Source organism: Yersinia sp. Marseille-Q3913, assembly GCF_963892745.1.
GTDB lineage: Bacteria > Pseudomonadota > Gammaproteobacteria > Enterobacterales > Enterobacteriaceae > Yersinia > Yersinia bercovieri.
Map to the genome: position 1 here is coordinate 18,092 of NZ_CAWQAF010000066.1, position 23,091 is coordinate 41,182.

The window sequence follows — 23,091 nt, forward strand, 5'->3', positions numbered from 1 at the left end:
ATTACCGCACCTTCAGCGTCGCCAGGCCAATCAGCACCAGCATCAGCGAAATAATCCAGAAGCGCACGATGACTCGTGGTTCCGGCCAGCCTTTAAGTTCGTAATGGTGATGGATCGGCGCCATACGGAAAATGCGCTGCCCACGTAACTTAAAGGACCCTACCTGCAAGATGACCGACAGTGTTTCAACCACGAACACGCCGCCCATAATCACTAATAAGAACTCTTGGCGCAGCAATACTGCGATGGTGCCGAGTGCGCCGCCCAATGCTAACGAGCCGACATCACCCATAAAGACCTGCGCCGGATAGGTGTTAAACCATAGGAAGCCCAGCCCTGCGCCGACAATGGCGGTACAGACAATCACCAGTTCACCCGCGTGGCGCAGATAAGGAATATGCAGGTAGGCCGCAAAGTTCACGTTACCGGTCGCCCAGGCAACCAGTGCAAAGCCGCCCGCCACGAAAACGGTCGGCATAATTGCCAGACCATCCAGCCCATCAGTCAGGTTGACCGCATTGCTGGTGCCGACAATCACGAAGTACGCCAGCAAGATATAGAGCAGGCCCAGTTGCGGCATGATGTCTTTGAAGAACGGCACCACCAACTCGGTGGCTGGGGTATCTTTGCCGATGCTGTACATGGCAAATGCCGCTGCCAGTGCAATTATCGACTGCCAAAAGTACTTCCAGCGGGCGATCAAGCCCTTGGTGTCTTTACGTACCACTTTACGATAATCGTCAATGAAACCGACGATGCCATAGCCCACCAAAATGAATAGCACACACCAGACATAGGGGTTGGATGGGTAAGCCCACATCAGAACTGAAATAGTAATGGAGAACAGAATCATCAGGCCGCCCATGGTCGGCGTGCCGCGTTTACTGAAATGTGACTCTGGCCCATCGTTACGCACCACCTGGCCAATTTGCAGTTTCTGCAAATAAGCAATCAGGTGCGGCCCCATCCACAATGAGATCACTAATGCAGTCAACAGACTGACGATGGCTCGGAACGTCAAATAGGAAAAGACATTAAAACCCGAGTAAAATTTCACTAAATATTCAGCCAACCAAACTAACATGATGCCTTCTCCTGTAACGCACGCACGACATTTTCCATGGCGGCGCTACGTGAACCTTTAATTAAAACTGTGATAACCGGATGTTCGTTCAGCAGTTCGCTAACACGGGCTGCCAATGCGCTCTTATCCTGAAAATGTTCGCCGTTGCCGCTAGCGTCGCTAAGTGTCTGACTTAACGTGCCGACACTCAGCACTTTATCGATACCCACTTGTTTCGCGGCTTCACCGACCTGACGATGGCAATCAATCGCGGTATCGCCCAACTCACCCATATCGCCAACCACCATGACACGGTAGCCCGGCATTTCTGCCAGCACCTGCGCCGCGGCGGTCATGGAACCCACATTGGCGTTGTAAGTGTCATCCAGCAGCAACTTGCCAGCGGCGAGTTGAATGGGGAATAAGCGCCCCGGTACGGCCTGTAACTGCATCAGCCCCTGGCGAACCGCCGCTAAATCAGCCCCAACCGACATGGCTAATGCCGCTGCGGCTAGCCCATTGGCAATGTTATGCCGCCCCGGTAGTGGCAGCTCAATGGCGACAGTGCCAAATGGCGAGTGCAGAGTGAAATGCGTCACCAGCGGGGTGATTTGCAGGTCAGTGGCATAAAAATCGATATCTTCTGCTGCCTGAGGAGCAAAACGCCAGACCCGCTTGTTATGCAGAGTTTCCTGCCAGTGAGGCCAGTCGTTGCTGTCAGCATTAATAATTGCGGTGCCGTTAGCCGGCAATCCAGCAAAAATCTCACCTTTGGCTTGCGCCACGCCGGCCAGAGAGCCAAAACCTTCCAGATGCGCGGCAGCTAAATTGTTAACCAAGGCGCTTTCCGGGCGGCTTAAATCCGTGGTGTAGGCAATTTCACCCACATGGTTGGCACCCAATTCAATAACCGCAAAATCATATTCTGGCGTCAAACGCAGTAGAGTCAGCGGCACACCGATATCGTTATTAAAGTTGCCGGCGGTATACAGCACCTTGCCGCATTGGCGCAAAATAGCCGCCGTCATCTCTTTGACTGAGGTTTTACCTGATGAGCCGGTTAAGGCCACCACGCGAGCAGGCACTTGCTGGCGAACCCAGGCCGCAAGCTGCCCCAGCGCCAGACGGGTGTCTTTAACCACTAATTGTGGCGCCCCCACCAGTAAGCGTTTACTTACCAGCAAAGCGCCAGCACCAGAGGTAACAGCATCTTCTGCGAAATCATGCCCATCAAAACGTTCGCCTTTCAGCGCCACAAACAGATAACCTGCCGTGACCTTACGGGTATCAATGGTCACTTCGGTGATCTCGATGTTATTGCCGCCTTTATCACTGGCAATAAACTCGGCGTTAAGCAGCTCGGACAAGAAATGCAGTGAGACCTTAATCATGCCACCACCCCCAACAAACGCGCGACAGTGACGCGGTCGGAGTAATCCAGCCGGCGATTGCCAACCAATTGATAATCTTCGTGCCCTTTGCCCGCGATCAGAACAACGTCGTCCTCTTTGGCTTGCATAATGGCACTGGTTACCGCTTCAGCACGGCCATGGATCGCCAGCGCATGTCCGGCATCCAGTAAGCCGCTGAGGATATCGGCCACAATTGCCTGCGGCTCTTCGCTACGCGGGTTATCGTCAGTGACGACCACCCTATCCGCAAGCTGTTCCGCGATGCCGCCCATAAGTGGGCGCTTACCTTTGTCACGATCACCACCGCAACCAAACACACACCACAACTGCCCTTTACAATGTAAACGGGCTGCTACCAGCGCTTTTTCCAGCGCATCCGGCGTATGGGCATAATCCACCACGACCGTAGGTTTACCCGGCGCGTTAAATACTTCCATCCGCCCGCAAACCGGTTGCAGATGAGGGGCGGCGGCTAAAAGTTGTGCTAACGGGTAGCCCAATGAGAGTAGCGTTGACAGTGCCACCAGCAAATTACTGACGTTAAATGCCCCCATCAGGCGGCTCTCTAGCTGACCTTCGCCCCAACTGGAGTCAAAGGCGATACTCGCGCCATTATCGTGATACTCCACCTGGCTGGTGGATAGCCACGGGCCTTTCCAGCCCGCAGGAACATGCCCTTCCATGCTGACGGCGACAGTTTGTGGCAACTGGCTTAACCAGCGGCGACCGACTTCGTCATCAGCATTGATAATTTTGTGTTCGGATTGATGGGTGGAGAACAGCAACCATTTTGCCGCCTCGTAACTCGCCATATTGCCGTGGTAATCCAGATGATCGCGGCTCAAGTTGGTGAACACTGCGGCGGCAAACGGCAATGCGGCAACGCGATTTTGAATCAAACCGTGGGAAGAGACCTCCATCGCCGCAAAAGTAGCCCCTTGATCGACCAGATTGCGCAGCAAATGTTGGATATCAACCGCTGAGCCGGTGGTATTTTCCGTCGGGATCACCTGCCCTAATAAACCATTGCCAACTGTCCCCATCACCGCACTGGTTTCGCCCAGCGCCTGACTCCATTGCGCCAGTAATTGGCTGGTGGTGGTTTTGCCGTTAGTCCCGGTCACGCCAACCAAACGGAGTGCCGCGCCCGGTTGATGGTAAAACTGCCCCGCCAGCGTGGATAAGTGCTGATTCAAATTACGCAAATAAATAACAGGAACGCCATGTATCTCTGCAACACTGGCATCCGGTGCCACACCATCGGCTTCGGCCACAATTGCCGCCACACCTTGTGCGATGGCTTGCGGGATATAGCGACGCCCGTCCGTCTGGTGGCCAACAATGGCAACAAACAGATCCCCAGCAGCGGCAACACGGCTGTCTAATGTCATTTCCCGTAGCGCACGCTCCGGGAGGTCTAGCCCCCAAGGAGCGAGTAAGTCGCGCAAGTTACGATCTGCCACCTGAACCCTCTTTTGTATTAATCACTAATTCGCTTTTATCACCAGTGGGTAACGCATCTGGCTCAATGTTCATGGTGCGCAATACGCCGCCCATGATGGCACCGAATACCGGTGCAGAAACCGCACCACCGTAATATTTCCCTGCCTGCGGGTCATTGATGACCACAACCAGAGCAAATCGAGGGTTACTCGCGGGCGCAACGCCTGCGGTGTAAGCGAGGTATCGGTCCATATATTTGCCATCCGGGCCAACTTTCTTGGCCGTACCGGTTTTAATGGCGATACGGTAACCTTTGATGGCTGCTTTGGTGCCCCCGCCGCCGGGAAGTGCCACACTCTCCATCATATGAACCACGGTGCGTACCAGCGGTTCAGGGAAAATGCGCTCACCAGCCACTGGCGGGTCAACTTTGGTGATCGACAGCGGGCGATAGATCCCCATGCTGCCGATGGTTGCATAGACTCGCGCTAGCTGTAACGGTGTTACCATTAGCCCGTAGCCGAAAGAGAAGGTGGCCCTCTCTATGTCAGACCACCGTTGTTTTTTAGGATATAAGCCACTGCTCTCTCCGACCAACCCCAAATTGGTCGCTTTCCCAAACCCAAACTTTGAATAAGTATCTACCAAAGCTGAGGATGGCATCGCTAACGCCAGTTTAGAAACACCGACGTTACTCGACTTCTGCAAGATCCCGGTCACGGATAGCTCTGCGTAACGGGCCACGTCTTTAATCTGGTGACCGTTAACAAAGTACGGCAAGGTGTTCAGCACGCTGTTCTCTTTCACTACGCCGTGCTGCAATGCCGTCATGACTACCATTGGCTTAACTGTCGAGCCGGGTTCAAAAATATCGGTTATTGCCCGGTTACGCATGGCATCTTTCGGCGTACCGGTCAGGTTATTCGGGTTGTAGGAGGGGCTGTTCGCCATCGCCAGCACTTCGCCGGTATTCACATCCACCAGCACCGCCGTACCTGATTCTGCTTTGTTGAATGCCACCGCATTGTTTAGTTCACGATACACCAGCGCCTGCAAGCGCTCATCAACACTCAACACCAGATTATGTGCCGCCTGGCTATCAACGGAAGAGATATCCTCAATGACGCGGCCATAGCGGTCTTTACGCACCGTACGCTCGCCGGGTTGCCCTGTGAGCCAGCGGTCAAAACTTTTCTCTACGCCTTCAATGCCTTGGCTATCAATATTGGTTACGCCAATAATGTGTGCCATCACCTGACCTGCTGGATAGTAGCGGCGGGATTCTTGGCGCAAATAGATGCCGGGTAATTTCAGCTTATGGATATAGTCGCCAATGGCGGGGTTAACCTGACGGGCCAAATAGACAAAGCGCCCTTTGGGATTGGCATTTATCCGCGTTGCCAATTGATCTAACGGGATTTCCAGTGCGTCAGACAGCGCTTTCCAGCGCGTATCCAGCGTAATGCCGCCGCGCTCGGTGAGCTCTTTCGGGTCGGCCCAAACCGCATTAACCGGTACGCTGACTGCCAATGGGCGGCCTGAGCGGTCGCTGATCATGCCACGGGCTGTTGGCACTGCTTGTACCCGCAGCGAGCGCATATCGCCCTCGCGCACCAGCTTGTCAGGGTTGATCACTTGCAGGTAGGCCGTGCGCAACATCAACCCGACCAATGCCAATAAAATACAGCCGCACAGCAACGCAAAACGCCAGCTAATAAAGCTGGCTTGTTCTTCTTGGCGCTTTAACTTCCCGGGGCGCGCTGCTTTCATGCGTTACCTTGGCAACGTAGAGTCATGGTGGCGACTAATTCCTTATTATTAGAAAAACCTATTGTTGAACCACAATATTTTCTTGTGATGGATCAACATGTTGCATCTTCAGTTTATCAGTTGCGATACTTTCAACACGGCTGTGGTCACCCAATGCGTTCTCTTCCAGAATCAGGTTGCGCCACTCGATATCCAACGCATCCCGCTCCAGCACCAACTGCTCGCGCTCAGCGGTTAACAAGCGCGTACGGTGGGCGGTGGTCACAACAAAAATGGCAGACACCAACACCGCGACCAGTAAAATTAACGGGAGCTTCGCATTGCGGAGTAAGTCCCCGCCGATAACCCCAACTAAACCGTGGCGTTCGTTGCCTATCACTCTTTAATCCTCTCGGCAAAGCGTAATACTGAGCTACGTGCTCGTGGGTTTTCAGCCACTTCAGCATCCGCTGGCATCATCTTGCCAATAGATTTCATCGTGCGCCCGCCCATGCTGCGTAACTGCGCTTCCGTCAATGGCAATCCCGCCGGAACCTGTGGCCCACGGCTGCGTTGACGGATAAAGTTCTTCACAATGCGGTCTTCAAGGGAGTGGAAGCTAATCACTGACAAACGGCCTTCGTCTGCCAGCACTTCATGAGCGCCATCCAGTGCGCGCTCAATTTCTTCTAACTCACTGTTAATATAGATGCGAATAGCCTGGAAACTGCGGGTCGCCGGGTGTTTATGCTTCTCGCGGAATGGGCTGGCGTTAGCAATCAAATCAGCCAGCTCTTTGGTGCGTGTCATCGGCTGCGTAAGGTTACGCTCAACAATGGCCTTGGCCAGACGCTTGGCGAAACGCTCTTCACCAAAGGTTTTTAATACCCAAGCGATATCATCAGCGCTGGCTTTCATCAGCCACTCGGCGGCAGACAACCCACGGGTAGGGTCCATCCGCATATCCAGCGGCCCGTCACGCATGAACGAGAAACCGCGTTCAGGATCATCCAGTTGCGGGGATGACACACCGAGATCCAGCAAAATACCGTCAATGCGACCCACTAAATCCAATTCCCGCACATAATGCGCCAATTCAGAAAAAGGACCGTGTACGATAGAGAAACGCGGATCCGTAATAGATTTTGCTGCTTCAATCGCTTGTGGGTCACGATCGATCGCTATCAAGCGCCCTTCTGGCCCAAGTTGGGACAAAATCAGACGCGAATGACCACCACGGCCAAAAGTTCCGTCAATATAGATGCCGTTATCGCGGATGTTCAGGCCATTTACGGCTTCATCCAGCAATACGCTGGTGTGCTTGTAGTTGTTATCTACAATTTTTTTGTTATCTACCATGCTTATAGCGATAAGTCCTGTAGCCGCTCAGACAGTGGTTCCTGAGTCGACTGTTCTGCGTCGATGTCATCCTTGACTTGTTGATACCAGGTCTGTTCATCCCACAGCTCAAACTTGTTGAACTGCCCAACCAGCATCACTTCTTTATTCAGCCCGGCGTGCTGACGCAATGTTCCTGCAATCAGTAAGCGCCCAGCGCCATCCATCTGACATTCACTGGCATGTCCTAACAGCAAACGTTGAACCCGACGTTCAGCCGGGTTCATGCTCGACAGACGAGATAATTTTTGTTCAATTATTTCCCATTCAGGGAGTGGATAAAGCAACAGGCATGGTTGGTGAAGGTCTATGGTACAGACCATCTGGCCCTGCGACTCCTCATTCAGCAAATCCCGATAACGGGTAGGTACGGCGAGCCGCCCTTTGCTGTCGAGGTTAACCATCGTTGCACCACGAAACATGACTGAGTTACCCCTTCATGACCCAATTCGCCACTTTACCCCACAAATTCCCACATTAAAGAGTTTACGGATGGTATGAAAACCTTGTCAAGCCAGAGCCGAGGCGCTTTGACAATATTTATGGGCCGTTTTTGAGATATATCTCGTAGAAGGGGCTATTTTAGTGCTTGAAATAGAAATTAACGTCATGATTAACGGGCTATTTTTCCGCCAGTAATTCCAGCTACTTAAATAAATAATTAATTGTCGATTAATTGACTCATTATTTCCTTCTGCAAGGAATGTCTCATTTTCAGTATGAAAAACATACGGTCTAAAATTCGACTGACTGAGTACAAAACCCGCGTCTGCTGGCTTCTCTAAGGAAAAACAGCGCAAATCGGTGGCAAAATCCACGACAAAACAATAATACCCTCGAAAACAACAAGTGTTATCGGCGCTGCATTTTACTTCAATTAAGCCGCAAGGATTAATCTATTTTGAAATAAATTATTGGTACATATTTTGGGGTATCACCGAAATATGAATGTCATCAGGCAGATAAATCTTAAATTAGGGAAATACCGCAAAATAGTTTTTTCTCATCGATTACTTTAAATTTGACTTAGATTCCATGCGTTTTCCTCACTATCAAAGCAAAATCATAACCTTTTGTTTTTAAATAAAAAATAGATACACCACCATTTTAAAAACCACCAAAAGCCCTATTCCTCACAGTGGAAAGTATAAAAATCAGGCAAATGTTAAAAATAAAAATTTTAAGCTGGTTATATTACAAACAATAGCACTGTAAACTGCACTGAAAGCAAAATAACAACACAATCAGCTAACATTTAAATTATGATCAACACATAAATCCTGCTATTAATCTCATTGATTAGCGTTTTAGCAGATTTTTACCCCAAGTAGGGAGTTAATGACAATGTTTTCAACTGGGTCCCGTCTGCGTAGTGCCGCAGCCGATACTTTCGCACTCGTGGTGTATTGTTTTGTCATCGGCATGATAATTGAAATAGTGATCTCGGGAATGACCTTCCAGCAATCGCTCTCTTCCCGTCTGGTCTCAATACCAGTCAATATCCTTATCGCCTGGCCTTATGGTGTGTATCGAGATGCATTTATCCGCTTTGCCTATCGTCATGCTGGAGAACATATTTTGGCTAGAAATCTGGCAGACCTACTGGCATACGTCAGTTTCCAGTCACCGGTCTATGCGCTGATTTTGTGGTCAGTAGGGGCTGATGTTGAGCAAATCACCACAGCAGTGACTAGTAATACCTTGGTTTCTATGGCGATGGGTGTGGCGTATGGCTACTTTTTGGAGTATTGCCGGAGGTTGTTCCGCGTTGCAGGTTATGTCTAATATGCCCGTCATCTTTCAAGTTGCAGGGGTGTTGGCTGCGCTCGTTACTCGGCCCATCCATGGACCTCGCCTCTGCGAGGCCGCTGCAAGCAAACGACAATCAGGGCGCATTTGGCACCCTGATTCACGATAACAGACTATTTACGGCTCAAACTGCCACGGCGGAACAGGTTACGGCGGATGCGCGTTAAACCCGGCTTCGGCTTATGCGGCTCGTCTAAACTGGCTAATACCAATTCCAATACGCGCTCAGCCACATCTCGGTGGCGCTGTGCGACCGCTAGCACCGGACACTCAAGGAAATCGAGCAGTTCGTTATCACCAAAGGTGGCGATCGCCAGATTGCTGGGTAAGCGCCCACTCTGCTTTAAGGTGACATCCATAACGCCCTGTAGCAGTTGGAATGAGGTAGTAAACAGCGCCTCTGGCATCGGGTGGGTCTTTAGCCACTCGGCAAACAGTACACCGGCGGCTTCGCGTTCGTAGCTGTTGGCATAGAGGTAATCGACCTTACGGGGATCATCTTTCCACGCCTCGCGAAAGCCCATCTCTCGCAGGAAGCTGACCGACAACTCAGGTAACGCGCCGAGATACAGTACTGATTCCGCAGGGAAAGTCCGTAGTTCTTGCGCCAACATCAATGCATCTTCTTGATCCGCACCCACCACACTGATGAAGTGTTCTCGATCAAGGGCGCGATCAAGGGCGATGATCGGCAACGGGTCATTGGCCCAGCGCTGATAAAAAGGGTGCTCTGGTGGCAAAGCCGTTGAAACGATAATGGCGTCAACCTGACGCTGCAACAGATGCTCAATGCAACGCATTTCATTATCGGGCTGATCCTCAGAACAGGCGATCAACAATTGGTAGCCACGCTGACGCGCCTGACGCTCCAAATAGTTTGCGATACGGGTGTAGCTGGTATTCTCCAGATCCGGGATCACCAGACCAATCGAGCGGGTTCTGCCCGCACGCAATCCTGCCGCAACGGCATTTGGGTGATAGTTGTGTTCTCTGACCACAGCCATAACTTTATCTACTGTTTTATCGCTGACCCGGTACTGTTTCGCTTTGCCATTAATGACATAACTGGCGGTTGTGCGCGAAACGCCCGCAAGACGCGCGATTTCATCCAGTTTCACATTGACCCCTTATAAACCCAATAAAGTAATGAAAGGCATGATCTCTGCCAGAGCGGAATATCTTAGAATTTCTCAATCCGTCGATCAGCAGTAGCACTGCGGTTAAACCATGAGATATAGACATAATTTAACTACGGATATTGCGCTATGTAGATCTAACCGCAGAACTCACTATTGAGCAACCGCTTTAACCGACATTTAACGCTACCTTGGTTAAATAATAAGAAAAAAAAAGCTCAGCATCTCTGCTGAGCCTGATAATGAGTATTAATCACTTTGGTTAACGCATGATCTTGTCGCCACGGGAGACACCGACAATACCGGAGCGGGCAACTTCAACAATTTCTGCCACTTCCCGCACAGCATTTAAGAATGCATCCAGTTTATCACTCGTCCCGGCAAGCTGGACGGTATAGAGCGTGGCAGTCACATCAACAATCTGCCCGCGGAAGATTTCAGCGCAACGCTTCACTTCTTCACGCCCGTAACCGCTGGCCTGCAATTTCACCAACATGATTTCGCGCTCAACATGTGAGCCGGAAACCAACTCACTTACTCGCAAGACATCCACCAGCTTATGCAGCTGTTTTTCGATCTGCTCCAGAACCTTGGCATCGCCCACGGTTTGGATGGTCATTCGGGACAGCGTTGGATCGTCGGTCGGCGCAACAGTCAAACTCTCAATGTTATAACCGCGTTGAGAAAACAGGCCCACAACCCGCGATAAAGCACCTGATTCGTTTTCCAGCAGAACTGATAAAATCCGGCGGCGCATAATTATGTCCTCTCCGTTTTGCTAAGCCACATTTCGTCCATGCCACCACCGCGAATCTGCATCGGGTAAACATGCTCCGTTTCATCAACAGTCACATCCACAAACACCAGGCGATCCGTCTCGGATAATTGTGACAAGGCATCGGCCAACTTACTTTCCAGCTCATCTGGCGTGCGGATCGCAATACCGATGTGCCCATAAGCTTCAGCCAATTTGACGAAATCAGGCAGTGAATCCATATAAGACTGTGAATGACGGCCTGAATAGATCATATCCTGCCACTGCTTCACCATGCCGAGATAGCGGTTATTCAGGTTCAGTACCAGCACCGGCAGGTTGTATTGCAGTGCAGTAGATAACTCCTGAATATTCATTTGGATACTGCCATCACCGGTGACACACACCACGGTTTCATCTGGTAGCGCCAGTTTAACCCCAAGGGCCGCCGGTAACCCGAAGCCCATGGTGCCTAAGCCGCCTGAATTGATCCAATGGCGTGGTTTATCAAACGGATAGTAAAGTGCGGCGAACATCTGGTGCTGACCCACATCTGACGTGACGTAAGCATCACCTTTAGTCAAACGGTGCAGTGTTTCAATAACGGCTTGTGGCTTGATCTTGCCGCTCTCTTTGTTGTAGCCCAGACAGTTGCGCGCGCGCCACTGTTCAATGGATTGCCACCAGTCACGCAAACTATCAAAATCTTGTGCGCAATCAATCTGAGGCAGCAGCTCCAGCATTTGTACCAAAACTTGTTTGGCATCACCGACAATCGGAATATCTGCATTGACAGTTTTCGAGATTGACGTCGGATCGATATCAATGTGCACCACACTGGCATCTGGACAGTATTTAGCCAGATTATTGGTGGTACGGTCATCAAAGCGCACGCCAATGGCAAAAATCAGATCCGTATTGTGCATGGCCATATTGGCCTCAAATGTCCCGTGCATCCCCAACATGCCAACACTTTGGCGATGGGTGCCAGGGAAGCTGCCCAACCCCATCAGCGAGCTGGTGACCGGAAGGTTCAGTTTCTCGGCAAACGCCAATAACTCTTCGTGGCAGGCTGAATTTATCGCCCCACCACCGACATACATAATAGGTCTTTTGGCCGCGAGAATGGTTTGCAGCGCACGTTTTATCTGACCACGGTGACCTTGCACTGTCGGATTGTATGAGCGCAAGCTAACTTGTTCTGGATAGGCGTACGGCATTTTGACCGCCGGCCCTACAATATCTTTTGGCAGATCAATAACTACCGGACCAGGACGACCTGTCGAAGCCAGATAAAATGCCTTTTTCAGTACAGTCGGAATATCTTCCGTGCGTTTAACCAGGAAGCTGTGCTTAACCACTGGGCGGGAGATCCCCACCATGTCGCACTCCTGGAAAGCGTCGTAGCCAATCAACGAGCTAGGCACCTGGCCAGAAAGCACCACCAATGGCACGGAATCCATATAGGCCGTAGCAATGCCGGTAATTGCATTGGTCGCGCCGGGGCCGGAAGTGACCAGCACTACGCCGACTTCACCGGTTGCCCGCGCATAGCCATCGGCCATATGCACCGCACCTTGTTCATGGCGCACCAGCACGTGATCGATGCCTCCGACCGTGTGCAGGGCATCGTAGATATCAAGTACGGCCCCGCCGGGATAACCGAACACATGCTTAACGCCCTGATCGATTAACGATCGGACAACCATCTCGGCTCCTGACAACATCTCCATGGGTTTTGCCTCCAGGCTTAGTTTGCTCATCGGATAACGGGAAGTCATTTCCACGGGTTCCTGTAGGAAAGGCACAACGCCCCTTATTCCTATTCTTAGTTTGTTATTGTTAGGGTAACTAACTTATTAACATAACGTCAGAATTTCTGGCAGGCAAACAGCAATTATCTGCCCTAAAGACAATTCCGTTAGTCACACACTGGATTTATTCCAGTTACAAAAATAAAACACTACCAGAGTAGCTACAACCTTGGTTTTTACGTCGCATTGGCAGGTAATTATAGAACTTAATCAGGCTAATGATTTTTACACGCTGGATGCAGCAAAATGATAAGCACTACACAGAAATGGGTAGAGGAAGAGGGCTATTGCACGTAAAAACAGCGATAGCTGGCATCAATATTAAAAATGCCCACTATCGCCGCGAGAAGATAGATGATCAATCACGGTACATGGAGTCAATTTCATTCTGATAACGCTGGAGAATGATTTTACGCCGCAATTTCATGGTAGGTGTCAGCTCACCGGTTTCCATGGTGAATGCCTGCGGTAATAGCGTAAAGCGCTTAACCTGCTCAAATAGCGCCAGCTCTTTTTGCATATCTTTCAGCCGTTGTTCAAACAAACTGACAATATGGCTATGGCGTAATAGCTCCAACCTATCGTGATACTTCAGATTTATCGAACGCGCATACTCTTCCAGTGATTCAAAGCAGGGAACAATCAGCGCCGACACAAACTTACGCGTATCCGCAATAACCGCTATCTGCTCGATAAAACGGTCCTGACCGAGGGTGCCTTCAATCATTTGTGGCGCAATATACTTCCCACCCGAGGTTTTCATCAGATCTTTGAGGCGCTCGGTGATGAATAAATTACCTTTAGCGTCCAATACACCGGCATCACCGGTTTTGAGCCAGCCATCTTCGGTAAAGGATTCTGCGGTCTCCTGCGGCTTATTAAAATAGCCGCGCATAACAATCGGGCCACGGACTTGAATCTCATTTTCAATCCCTAAGCGGACATCAATCCCCGGCAGTGGCTTGCCGATAGAGCCGAAGCAGAAGTTTTTCTCTTCCCAGCAAGAGACTGTAGCGCAGGTTTCGGTCATGCCATAACCGTACTTAATATTGATGCCGATAGCTTGGAAAAACAGAATAATATTGTCATCTAACCGCGCGCCCGCCGCCGGTAAAAAGCGCACTTTTCCGCCCAATAAGCCGCGTAACTTACTCAATACCAAGCGATCTGCCAGCTTATACATCAGCCCGGATAGCAGTGATACTGTTTGCCCAGATTGCAAATTTTGGAATTTGTGTTCGCCACGGCCAACAGCCCAACGGAACAGCATCCGGCGGTGCCATTTTGCCAGCGCGACTTTGTCATTGATGGCACTGAACACTTTCTCGTAGAACCGGGGAACTGCGCACATGACAGTAGGCTTTACGGCCTGCATTGCCGGGCGCACCCAATCCGTATCACGGATATAGACGTTTTGCGCGCCGGTATGCATTACATAGAAGCTCCAGGCCCGCTCAAACACGTGAGATAACGGCAGGAAACTAAGGGAAACATCATCGACTGTCAGAGTTAGGCGCTGATCGTGTAGGTAGAGTTGAGCCGCCATATTACGATAGTCCAGCATCACACCTTTTGGCTCACCCGTAGTACCAGAGGTATAGATCAGCGTGAACAGGTCATCCAGGTCGCAACTATCTATACGTGTAGTCAATAGATGCTGCTGTACGGCATCGGGCTGCTGCTCAAAATCAGCTAAATGCTGGGCGTATTCACAGCCACGTAACTCGACAGCAGGATCTAATACGATAATCTGAGTTAGCTGCGGACACATTGGCTTCAGCGTGATAGCCACATCAAATTGCGATTGCCCACCGACAAATAAAATACGCACATCGGCATCATTGAGCACATAAGCGGCCTGAGCCGTCGTATTGGTGGCATACAAGGGAACACTCACGCCGCGCAATTGTAAAATAGCCAAATCCGCCAACGACCAAGCCATACTATTGTTAGCAAAAATCCCAATGCGCTCTTGAATTGCTGCATCCAAAGAGAGCAGTGCGGTAGAAATCTGAGTGACGTGTTGGTCAACCTGACGCCAGGTTAGCTGTTTTTCGCCTTCTGGCGACCATTCACGGAAGGCTATCTGATCAGCACGATCGCTGATTTGCTGGCGCAGACGGCGCACAAGGTGGTATTGCTCTAGTGTGTGGGTCATAACATCGCCGCTCGCTGATCAATCATTCATTAAAGTGTACCGCAACTTTTTGCCTGTTGGCATTCAGCTTACATGTGTTCACTTTTTTTCGCGCAGTCTACCCGCTCTAGAGGTTATGGCAAATAAAATTCAGCGCAGAAATGTGAGCTAAAATAGATTTTGATGAAAAATAGAGCGGTTAGGGCCGCGACTGGGGATTTAGCAGGACAGCAGCATTTTACTGAAAGGGCTAACAAAAGAGGGAAGAAAGCAATATTGAATTCAATCTTACCCTTGCCTGCTACTGAGCTTAATATAATTTCAGCAGCAGGGCTTAACGGAAATTATTACAGCGGGATACTAAGTTGACCGAGTAATTCCTTCATCCATTGATGGCCTTTATCTCTATCAGTAGATTCATGCCATGTGAGATAACATGGCCGACTGACATTCTCTTTCCAGGGTAAAGAGATCTGTTTTAAATTAAGGGTTTCGCTGTATTTCTGAACAAGCCATCGGGGAGCAATGGCTACAAAGGATGTTTGAGACACAATATTAAGCACGCTATTCATATCCGTACTTTCATAAGCAATGCTCTGGGCACTGACTATTGATTCATAATAAAACTCACTAAAAGAACCCACTTTATCTAATGACACTACAGCGTGTGGTTCAGAAACGAGTTGTTCTTGGCTAATTGAATTATCAATACGTGGATGATCTTTAGACACAGCCAGTACTGATTCATCATTAAATAATGATATATCGTGAAAGTCAGGGCGTTCAAACTTGGTATAACCGATAACAAACTCTGTTTCTTGATAACGTAATTGATGCTCAATATTCTCATTAAGATTAGATCTGATAATGAGTTGAACATTGGGTGCCAATAGCTTAACGCGCTCTATTATTTGTGCCGTAAGCCTAATATCTAAAGGGCTACAAATAGATAAATTAAAGACTCGCCCACTATTTTTCGCTTCAAAACCGGCACCCGGCAGCTCATTTTGTACGAGTTGCAGCGCCTGCCTTACTGGCCCAAAAAGCTGACGTGCTCTGGCTGTAGGCTGAATACCTCGACCATAACGAACAAACAATTCGTCATTAAACATCACTTTTAAGCGGGCTACCGCGTTACTTACTGCTGGCTGGGACATACCCAGCGCTTGGGCTGCTCGTGTTACATTATGCATTTGCATTACTGCATCAAAAACAGTTAATAAATTGAGATCAACACTTCTTAAGTGAACTTCGTTACACTCTTTTTTAGTTGCTTGACTATCGGTGACTAAATTGTATTCAGACATGCTTAACTCCACTAAGCTTTATGCAGATGGCATGATTAATAAAAGAGCTCCGCTGATACTTATCGTTATCTCAAAATATCTTTGATTTCTTACTATTAATGACACCAATATTCTCATCATTACCGTTATAAGATAAAATGAGTCTCATCCTTGTATAAATGAAACGATATGAATTGCCTCCATGTATTTTCCGCCGATAATGCCCATAGATAAATACGTGAATAAGCCATCCACATAAAGTATCCCATATAGTACTTAAGACTAATTCATTTTAGAAATACAAGCCTATTCTTTCATACGCGTCAATAATAAGAGCAATAGCATGATCACATCACAAAATGGGATGATTGACAACTATGCCATTAACAAATAATAAATTCATCAATGAAAACTTATTAGTTATTAATTATAGTCACTAATATGTTTAATCATGGATTGAATTTCATCAAACTTAATTATGACTTTACTCCATAGTCATAACACTTTAAACAAATAAATAATCCCATTCATTAAATCAATCAATATTTATATTCACGAAACATATAAGTGAAAGATAATAAGGTTTACTGTGAATTTACTCGATTGGTGAGCAATAAATTACTCTCACTATTTTACTCTGCTCTTATAAAATCTAACTATAACCTCCAGAACAGGGGTTAATCCCTGATAAGCAAGCGGCAATGTCTTTAGAAATCTGAAAAGCACAATAACCTATATTGTTATAGTTATGCCAAACAAACAAAAAGACACAATAGTAAATATCAGCTTAATCATCCTAAAAAATAACTTATAAGGTTTTTTATTCCAAAATAAGGAATTCAAAGCCCTCGGAACCAGTTGAAGACACTACTTAAAACAAATATTGACATAACCATAGAATTAACGTATCAATTTAGATAACGCAATATCATTAACCAATGAGAAACTGAAAAATGATGTTCTACTCAAGCCGTCTACTAAGCCTACTACTAAACGCATCTCACTTGCGCGGTATGTTGGTGGACGGAAATCAGAACTGATTCAGTCATCAAGATTAACAAGCCCGCGCAAATGCGCGGGTTTTTTTTTACCCGCTAAGCGCAAATGTAAACACGACAAGGAATACCCACCATGAGCCAACAGGTCATTATTTTTGATACAACATTGCGCGACGGTGAACAAGCGTTGCAAGCCAGTCTGAGTGTTAAAGAGAAGCTGCAAATCGCGCTGGCACTAGAAAGAATGGGTGTCGATATAATGGAAGTCGGCTTCCCAGTCTCCTCTCCTGGCGATTTTGAGTCAGTACGTACTATCGCGCAGCAAGTGAAAAACAGCCGGGTTTGCGCCCTGGCGCGTTGCGTAGATAAAGATATTGATGTCGCGGCCGAAGCCTTGCGTATCGCCGAAGCTTTCCGCATCCACGTATTCTTAGCCACCTCCACCTTGCATATCGAATCCAAGTTAAAACGCTCATTTGATGATGTGTTGGCGATGGCGGTGCACTCGGTGAAACGCGCTCGCAACTATACCGACGACGTAGAATTCTCCTGTGAAGATGCGGGGCGCACCCCGATAGATAACTTGTGTCGTGTGGTTGAAGCCGCGATTACGGCGGGTGCCACAACCATCAATATCCCGGATACCGTCGGTTACACCACCCCTTATCAGTTCGGCGGGATCATCACCGACTTGTATGAGCGCGTACCTAACATTGATAAAGCGATTATCTCGGTGCATTGCCACGATGATTTGGGTATGTCAGTAGCCAACTCCATCACTGCAGTACAGGCGGGGGCGCGTCAGGTTGAGGGCACCATCAACGGCTTGGGCGAACGTGCTGGTAACTGTTCACTGGAAGAGGTGATCATGGCCATTAAGGTGCGCCATCAGATGTTGGGGGTGCATACCAATATCAATCATCAGGAAATTTACCGTACCAGCCAGTTGGTCAGCAAAATATGCAACATGCCTATTCCTGGTAATAAAGCCATTGTCGGCAGCAATGCTTTCGCCCACTCCTCCGGTATTCATCAGGATGGCGTGCTGAAAAACCGCGAAAACTACGAAATCATGACCCCTGAATCTATCGGCCTGAAAGAAGTGCAGTTGAATCTGACTTCTCGCTCTGGTCGCGCGGCGGTGAAACACCGTATGGAAGAGATGGGTTATCAGGATAAAGATTACAATTTGGACTCCTTGTACGACGCTTTCCTGAAACTGGCAGACAAAAAAGGCCAAGTCTTTGACTACGATTTGGAGGCTTTGGCTTTCATTAATAAGCAGCAGGAAGAGCCTGAATATTACCGTTTGGACTATTTCAGCGTCCAATCTGGCTCCAGTGTGATGGCGACCGCCTCCGTGAAATTGGTGTGTGGTGAAGAGATCAAGTCAGAAGCGGCCACCGGTAACGGTCCAGTTGATGCGGTATATCAGGCTATCAATCGCATTACCGACTATCCAATCGAGCTGGTGAAATATCAGTTGTCTGCCAAAGGTCAGGGCAAAGATGCACTGGGTCAGGTTGATATCGTGGTTGATCACCAAGGCCGCCGCTTCCATGGCGTGGGTTTGGCAACTGACATTGTCGAGTCATCCGCTAAGGCATTGGTTCACGTATTAAATAACATCTGGCGTGCTCATCAGGTAGAGATCGAGAAGCAGCGCTTGCAACAAAATAATCAGGAAATGGTGTGAACATGACGAAGACTTATCATATTGCCGTTTTACCCGGAGACGGTATTGGTCCTGAAGTAATGGCTCAGGCAAGTAAAGTATTGGATGCAGTGCGCCAGCGCTTTGGCATCAAGATTTCAACCAGCGTTTATGATGTGGGTGGCGCGGCCATCGACCGCCACGGCAGCCCATTGCCACCAGCAACCGTCAGCGGTTGTGAGCAGGCAGACGCGATTTTATTCGGCTCAGTTGGCGGCCCCAAGTGGGAACATTTGCCACCGGCGGAACAACCGGAGCGCGGTGCCTTACTGCCATTGCGCAAACACTTTAAATTATTCAGTAACTTGCGCCCTGCGCGTTTATATCAAGGATTGGAAGATTTCTGCCCGCTGCGCAGTGATATTGCCGCCAGAGGCTTCGACATTTTGTGTGTGCGTGAATTAACCGGCGGTATCTATTTCGGCCAGCCGAAAGGCCGTGAGGGCCAAGGCCAGTACGAACGCGCATTTGATACCGAAGTGTATCACCGCTTCGAAATTGAACGCATTGCCCGCATCGCCTTTGAATCTGCCCGCAAGCGCCGTGGCAAAGTGACCTCTATTGATAAAGCCAATGTGTTGCAAAGTTCCATTTTGTGGCGAGAGGTGGTCAACACCATTGCTGCAGACTACCCGGATGTCGCGTTGTCCCATATGTATATTGATAACGCCACCATGCAGTTAATCAAGGACCCTTCCCAGTTTGACGTATTGCTGTGCTCTAACTTATTTGGCGATATTTTGTCTGACGAGTGCGCTATGATCACCGGCTCAATGGGCATGTTGCCATCAGCCAGCTTGAACGAGCAAGGTTTTGGCTTATATGAACCCGCAGGCGGCTCCGCACCGGATATCGCCGGTAAAAACATCGCCAACCCCATTGCCCAGATCTTGTCATTAACCCTGCTGTTGCGCTTTAGTTTAGGCAAAGATGACGCCGCAGATGCCATTGAGCGCGCAATCAATCAGGCATTAGAACAAGGCTATCGCACCGCAGATTTAGCCGGTGATGGCAAAGCCATTGGCACCAACGAAATGGGCGATATCATCGCTAAATTCGTGGCGGAGGGGGTTTAACATGAGCAAAACTTTATATCAAAAACTGTACGATGCGCACATCGTTCACGAAGCGCCCAATGAAACACCATTGCTCTATATCGATCGCCACTTAGTGCATGAAGTGACCTCACCGCAAGCTTTTGATGGCTTGCGAGCCATGGGTCGCCCGGTACGTCAGCCGGGTAAAACCTTTGCCACTATGGACCACAACGTTTCAACCCAGACCAAAGATATCAATGCCAGCGGTGAAATGGCGCGCATTCAGATGCAAGAGTTGATTAAAAACTGTGCTGAGTTCGGCGTCTCCTTATATGATCTGAATCACCCGTTTCAAGGCATCGTACATGTGATTGGCCCTGAGCAGGGCATGACCTTACCGGGCATGACCATTGTGTGTGGCGACTCTCATACCGCTACCCATGGCGCATTTGGCTCATTGGCCTTTGGTATCGGCACCTCAGAAGTTGAACATGTGCTGGCAACCCAAACCCTGAAACAGGGCCGTGCCAAGACCATGAAAATTGAAGTCAATGGCGAGGTTGGCGCGGGGATCACCGCCAAAGATATCGTGTTGGCAATTATCGGCAAAACCGGCAGCGCAGGCGGCACAGGCCATGTGGTGGAGTTCTGCGGCAGCGCGATTGAAGCGCTGAGCATGGAGGGCCGCATGACATTGTGCAACATGGCTATCGAAATGGGCGCAAAAGCTGGGTTAGTGGCACCGGATGACACCACGTTCGACTATCTGAAAGGGCGTCAGTTTGCCCCGACTGGCGAACTGTGGGAGCAAGGCGTGGCTTACTGGCGCACCTTGAAATCTGATGCGGATGCCAAATTCGATACCATCGTCACCTTAGCGGCTGCGGATATCGCACCACAAGTCACCTGGGGCACCAATCCGGGCCAGGTGATTGCCGTGAACCAGAGCATTCCGGCACCGGACTCCTTCAGTGATCCGGTTGAGCGCGCCTCCGCAGAAAAAGCCTTGGCTTATATGGACTTGCTCCCCGGTATCAAGTTAACCGAGGTGGCAATTGATAAAGTCTTTATCGGCTCTTGCACCAACTCACGTATTGAAGATTTACGTGCCGCTGCCGCCATCGCGCAAGGGCGTAAGGTCGCCAGCGGTGTGCAGGCAATCGTAGTGCCTGGCTCCGGCCCGGTGAAAGCTCAGGCAGAAGCGGAAGGGTTGGATAAGATCTTTATCGAAGCCGGTTTCGAGTGGCGCTTACCCGGCTGCTCAATGTGTCTGGCGATGAACAATGACCGTCTGGAACCCGGTGAGCGCTGCGCCTCCACCAGCAACCGCAACTTTGAAGGCCGTCAGGGCCGTGGTGGCCGCACCCATTTGGTTAGCCCGGCGATGGCCGCCGCCGCCGCCGTCAGTGGTCACTTTGCTGATGTCCGCGACTTAACCGCCGCCACCCACTAACCGGAGACTCCACCATGGCTAAATTTACTCAACATATTGGTTTGGTTGTACCCTTAGATGCGGCGAACGTCGATACCGACGCGATAATCCCAAAACAGTTTTTGCAGAAAGTGACTCGCACTGGTTTTGGTCAACACCTGTTTAACGATTGGCGTTTTCTCGACGATGCGGGCAAAGTGCCGAACCCTGAATTTGTGCTGAATCAGCCTCGCTATCAAGGCGCGACCATTTTGTTGGCCCGCGAGAACTTCGGTTGTGGTTCATCGCGCGAACATGCGCCCTGGGCGCTGACAGACTTCGGTTTCCATGTGGTGATTGCTCCGAGCTTTGCCGATATCTTTTACGGCAACTCATTTAATAACCAACTGTTACCGGTCACATTAAGCGAAGCCGATATTGATACACTATTCCAGTTAGTTAAGAGCAATGAAGGCATTCAATTTGTTGTCGATCTGGAAGCGCAAACTGTGAATGCAGGTGGCAAAAGTTATGCTTTCGAAATCGATAGCTTCCGTCGCCACTGCATGATTAACGGTTTGGACAGTATTGGCCTGACCTTGCAGCACGAAAGTAATATTTCTGCATACGAAAAACAACAGCCAGAATTTCTGCGTTAATTATTTTTATAAGTGAGCAATACCAGCGCCCTACGGGGCGCTAAGCTTCTTTTACTCGCGCAAAAATGATAAGTGCGAGAATGGCGAGAATCATCGCCATGACATACACCGAATCATGTCCCCAGGTTTCCGTTAATACCCCTTGCAGCACCCCAGCCAGAATCACCCCGGTTGAAATACTGTTAGTAAACAGCGTGGTAGCGGCCCCCGCCCTGCCCGGCATTAAATCCTGGAAATAGAGCATACCGATACCGGCCACGATACCGATAAAAATGGCGTTGAAAATCTGTAGCAACATCAACGCAGTTTTGAATTTAAACAGCACCAAACCGGTATAGAACAGCACGCCAGCCAGCACGGCAAATAGCATGATTTTGCGCTTGCCAAAGTGCCGTACCGAATAGCCCGCCAGCAGCATGATGGGGATCTCAAGCCCGGCGGCGGTGCCCATCAACAAACCCGCTAAGCGCTCAGGCAGACCCAGGCTAGCGGTGATATACAGTGGCATATCAATGATGTACATGGTGTTGCAAGTCCACATCAGCATCGAGGCAATAAACAGCAGCAATACGTTTTTATCGGCAAACAAGCTGCCCTGCACCACCACTGGCGCATCCACCACCGGCTCGGCGCGCGGCACTGACGGCAGAATAAACCACACCACCAACGCACTCAGCACAAAGATACCGGCGGCAATACTGAACATCAGGGTAAAACCATAATTCAGTGCCAGCATAAACGACAGCGGTGGCCCAATAACCCACGCCAATGAGAGCTGCGCACGCATAATAGAGCTGAACATCACCACTTCACGTGCCGAGCTGTCGGCATATTCACGCGCGAGGGCAAATATCTGCGGCATGGCGGTATTGGCGACCGACGCCAGCAACACACCCGCGGTGATTAATGTCAGATAATCACGGTTAAAGGCGAATAGCAGGCAGTTGCCCACCGCCATCAGATAGCAGACCATGATGAGTTTGCGGCGATCGCCACGTGAATCGGAGCGTTTTGCCAGAATAAAGCTGACAGTAATCCCGGCAATGGCATTCACGGTATAAAACAGACCAACCCAGAGCGGGCGAACTTTCACTTCGGTGCTTAAAAACAGGCTTAATGTCGGTGCCTGCAACGCGCCAGCGATACCAGAAAGAAAAGCCACCACAAAGAAAGCGAGAAAAACCGGGTTGATACGACGGGAAAAGGTGAGTGCAGATTTCATTCCAGGCTCCAGCGCCAGAAATAGCGATTTATCTCTATGCTACAGAAGC

18 protein-coding genes are annotated in these 23,091 nt (G+C 49.5%); 5 read left to right on the top strand and 13 right to left on the bottom strand.

Going from position 1 to position 23,091, the window contains the following annotated elements:
• Position 1: 1 nt before the first annotated feature.
• The 7 genes from mraY to mraZ are packed head-to-tail and all read right to left on the bottom strand — an operon-like array spanning position 2 to position 7,487.
• Positions 2–1,084, bottom strand: a complete 1,083-nt coding sequence (gene mraY, locus AACW11_RS17355; protein WP_032814707.1) for a phospho-N-acetylmuramoyl-pentapeptide-transferase — start codon at positions 1,082–1,084, stop codon at positions 2–4.
• Complete coding sequence (murF, locus tag AACW11_RS17360; RefSeq protein ID WP_212584933.1) at positions 1,078–2,454, bottom strand: UDP-N-acetylmuramoyl-tripeptide--D-alanyl-D-alanine ligase; 1,377 nt, start codon at positions 2,452–2,454, stop codon at positions 1,078–1,080. The genes mraY and murF overlap by 7 nt, the downstream gene beginning before the upstream one ends.
• Positions 2,451–3,938: a UDP-N-acetylmuramoyl-L-alanyl-D-glutamate--2,6-diaminopimelate ligase gene (gene murE / locus AACW11_RS17365; protein WP_212584934.1), complete on the bottom strand. Its 1,488-nt coding sequence runs from the start codon at positions 3,936–3,938 to the stop codon at positions 2,451–2,453. Before murE ends, murF begins: the two co-directional genes overlap by 4 nt.
• Positions 3,925–5,688: a peptidoglycan glycosyltransferase FtsI gene (locus AACW11_RS17370; RefSeq protein WP_212584935.1), complete on the bottom strand. Its 1,764-nt coding sequence runs from the start codon at positions 5,686–5,688 to the stop codon at positions 3,925–3,927. Before AACW11_RS17370 ends, murE begins: the two co-directional genes overlap by 14 nt.
• 58 nt (positions 5,689–5,746) lie before the next feature.
• Positions 5,747–6,067, bottom strand: coding sequence for a cell division protein FtsL (ftsL, locus tag AACW11_RS17375; RefSeq protein WP_212584936.1), 321 nt, complete (start codon positions 6,065–6,067; stop codon positions 5,747–5,749).
• On the bottom strand, positions 6,064–7,026 hold the full coding sequence (gene rsmH / locus AACW11_RS17380) for a 16S rRNA (cytosine(1402)-N(4))-methyltransferase RsmH (RefSeq protein ID WP_005275251.1): 963 nt from the start codon (positions 7,024–7,026) through the stop codon (positions 6,064–6,066). The genes ftsL and rsmH overlap by 4 nt, the downstream gene beginning before the upstream one ends.
• 2 nt (positions 7,027–7,028) lie before the next feature.
• Positions 7,029–7,487 carry a division/cell wall cluster transcriptional repressor MraZ gene (mraZ, locus tag AACW11_RS17385; protein WP_004875568.1) on the bottom strand — a complete coding sequence of 153 codons (459 nt, stop codon included), beginning with the start codon at positions 7,485–7,487 and terminating at the stop codon, positions 7,029–7,031.
• A gap of 922 nt (positions 7,488–8,409) precedes the next feature.
• Here mraZ and AACW11_RS17390 point away from each other — a divergent pair.
• Positions 8,410–8,850 carry an L-alanine exporter AlaE gene (locus AACW11_RS17390; protein ID WP_212584937.1) on the top strand — a complete coding sequence of 147 codons (441 nt, stop codon included), beginning with the start codon at positions 8,410–8,412 and terminating at the stop codon, positions 8,848–8,850.
• Positions 8,851–8,987: 137 nt separating this feature from the next.
• On the opposite strand, the gene cra is transcribed toward AACW11_RS17390, so the two are convergent.
• The 5 genes from cra to leuO all read right to left on the bottom strand — a co-directional run bounded on the left by cra (position 8,988) and on the right by leuO (position 16,022).
• The gene (gene cra / locus AACW11_RS17395; RefSeq protein WP_212584938.1) at positions 8,988–9,992 is read right to left on the bottom strand and encodes a catabolite repressor/activator; all 1,005 of its coding nucleotides are present in this window, start codon (positions 9,990–9,992) and stop codon (positions 8,988–8,990) included.
• 280 nt (positions 9,993–10,272) lie between these two features.
• A complete protein-coding gene (ilvN, locus tag AACW11_RS17400) occupies positions 10,273–10,767 on the bottom strand; it encodes an acetolactate synthase small subunit (protein WP_004388986.1) in 495 nt (164 codons plus the stop codon).
• A gap of 2 nt (positions 10,768–10,769) precedes the next feature.
• Complete coding sequence (ilvI, locus tag AACW11_RS17405; protein ID WP_212585051.1) at positions 10,770–12,497, bottom strand: acetolactate synthase 3 large subunit; 1,728 nt, start codon at positions 12,495–12,497, stop codon at positions 10,770–10,772.
• Between the two features lie 439 nt (positions 12,498–12,936).
• Positions 12,937–14,736, bottom strand: coding sequence for an AMP-dependent synthetase/ligase (locus AACW11_RS17410; RefSeq protein ID WP_212584939.1), 1,800 nt, complete (start codon positions 14,734–14,736; stop codon positions 12,937–12,939).
• Positions 14,737–15,062: 326 nt separating this feature from the next.
• Positions 15,063–16,022, bottom strand: coding sequence for a transcriptional regulator LeuO (leuO, locus tag AACW11_RS17415; RefSeq protein ID WP_212584940.1), 960 nt, complete (start codon positions 16,020–16,022; stop codon positions 15,063–15,065).
• Positions 16,023–17,132: 1,110 nt separating this feature from the next.
• On the opposite strand from leuO, the gene leuA reads away from it, so the two are divergent.
• From leuA to leuD, 4 genes are read left to right on the top strand one after another with little or no spacing between them, the layout of a single operon-like run.
• Positions 17,133–18,695: a 2-isopropylmalate synthase gene (leuA, locus tag AACW11_RS17420; protein ID WP_049599779.1), complete on the top strand. Its 1,563-nt coding sequence runs from the start codon at positions 17,133–17,135 to the stop codon at positions 18,693–18,695.
• Positions 18,696–18,697: 2 nt separating this feature from the next.
• Positions 18,698–19,789 (top strand): 3-isopropylmalate dehydrogenase, encoded by a 1,092-nt coding sequence (gene leuB / locus AACW11_RS17425; protein WP_032898088.1) that lies wholly within the window; start codon positions 18,698–18,700, stop codon positions 19,787–19,789.
• Position 19,790: 1 nt separating this feature from the next.
• Positions 19,791–21,203 (top strand): 3-isopropylmalate dehydratase large subunit, encoded by a 1,413-nt coding sequence (gene leuC, locus AACW11_RS17430; protein ID WP_212584941.1) that lies wholly within the window; start codon positions 19,791–19,793, stop codon positions 21,201–21,203.
• Between the two features lie 14 nt (positions 21,204–21,217).
• A complete protein-coding gene (gene leuD, locus AACW11_RS17435) occupies positions 21,218–21,820 on the top strand; it encodes a 3-isopropylmalate dehydratase small subunit (protein ID WP_005275269.1) in 603 nt (200 codons plus the stop codon).
• 40 nt (positions 21,821–21,860) lie between these two features.
• On the opposite strand, the gene AACW11_RS17440 is transcribed toward leuD, so the two are convergent.
• A complete protein-coding gene (locus AACW11_RS17440) occupies positions 21,861–23,042 on the bottom strand; it encodes a sugar efflux transporter (protein WP_212584942.1) in 1,182 nt (393 codons plus the stop codon).
• Between the last annotated feature and the right edge of the window lie 49 nt (positions 23,043–23,091).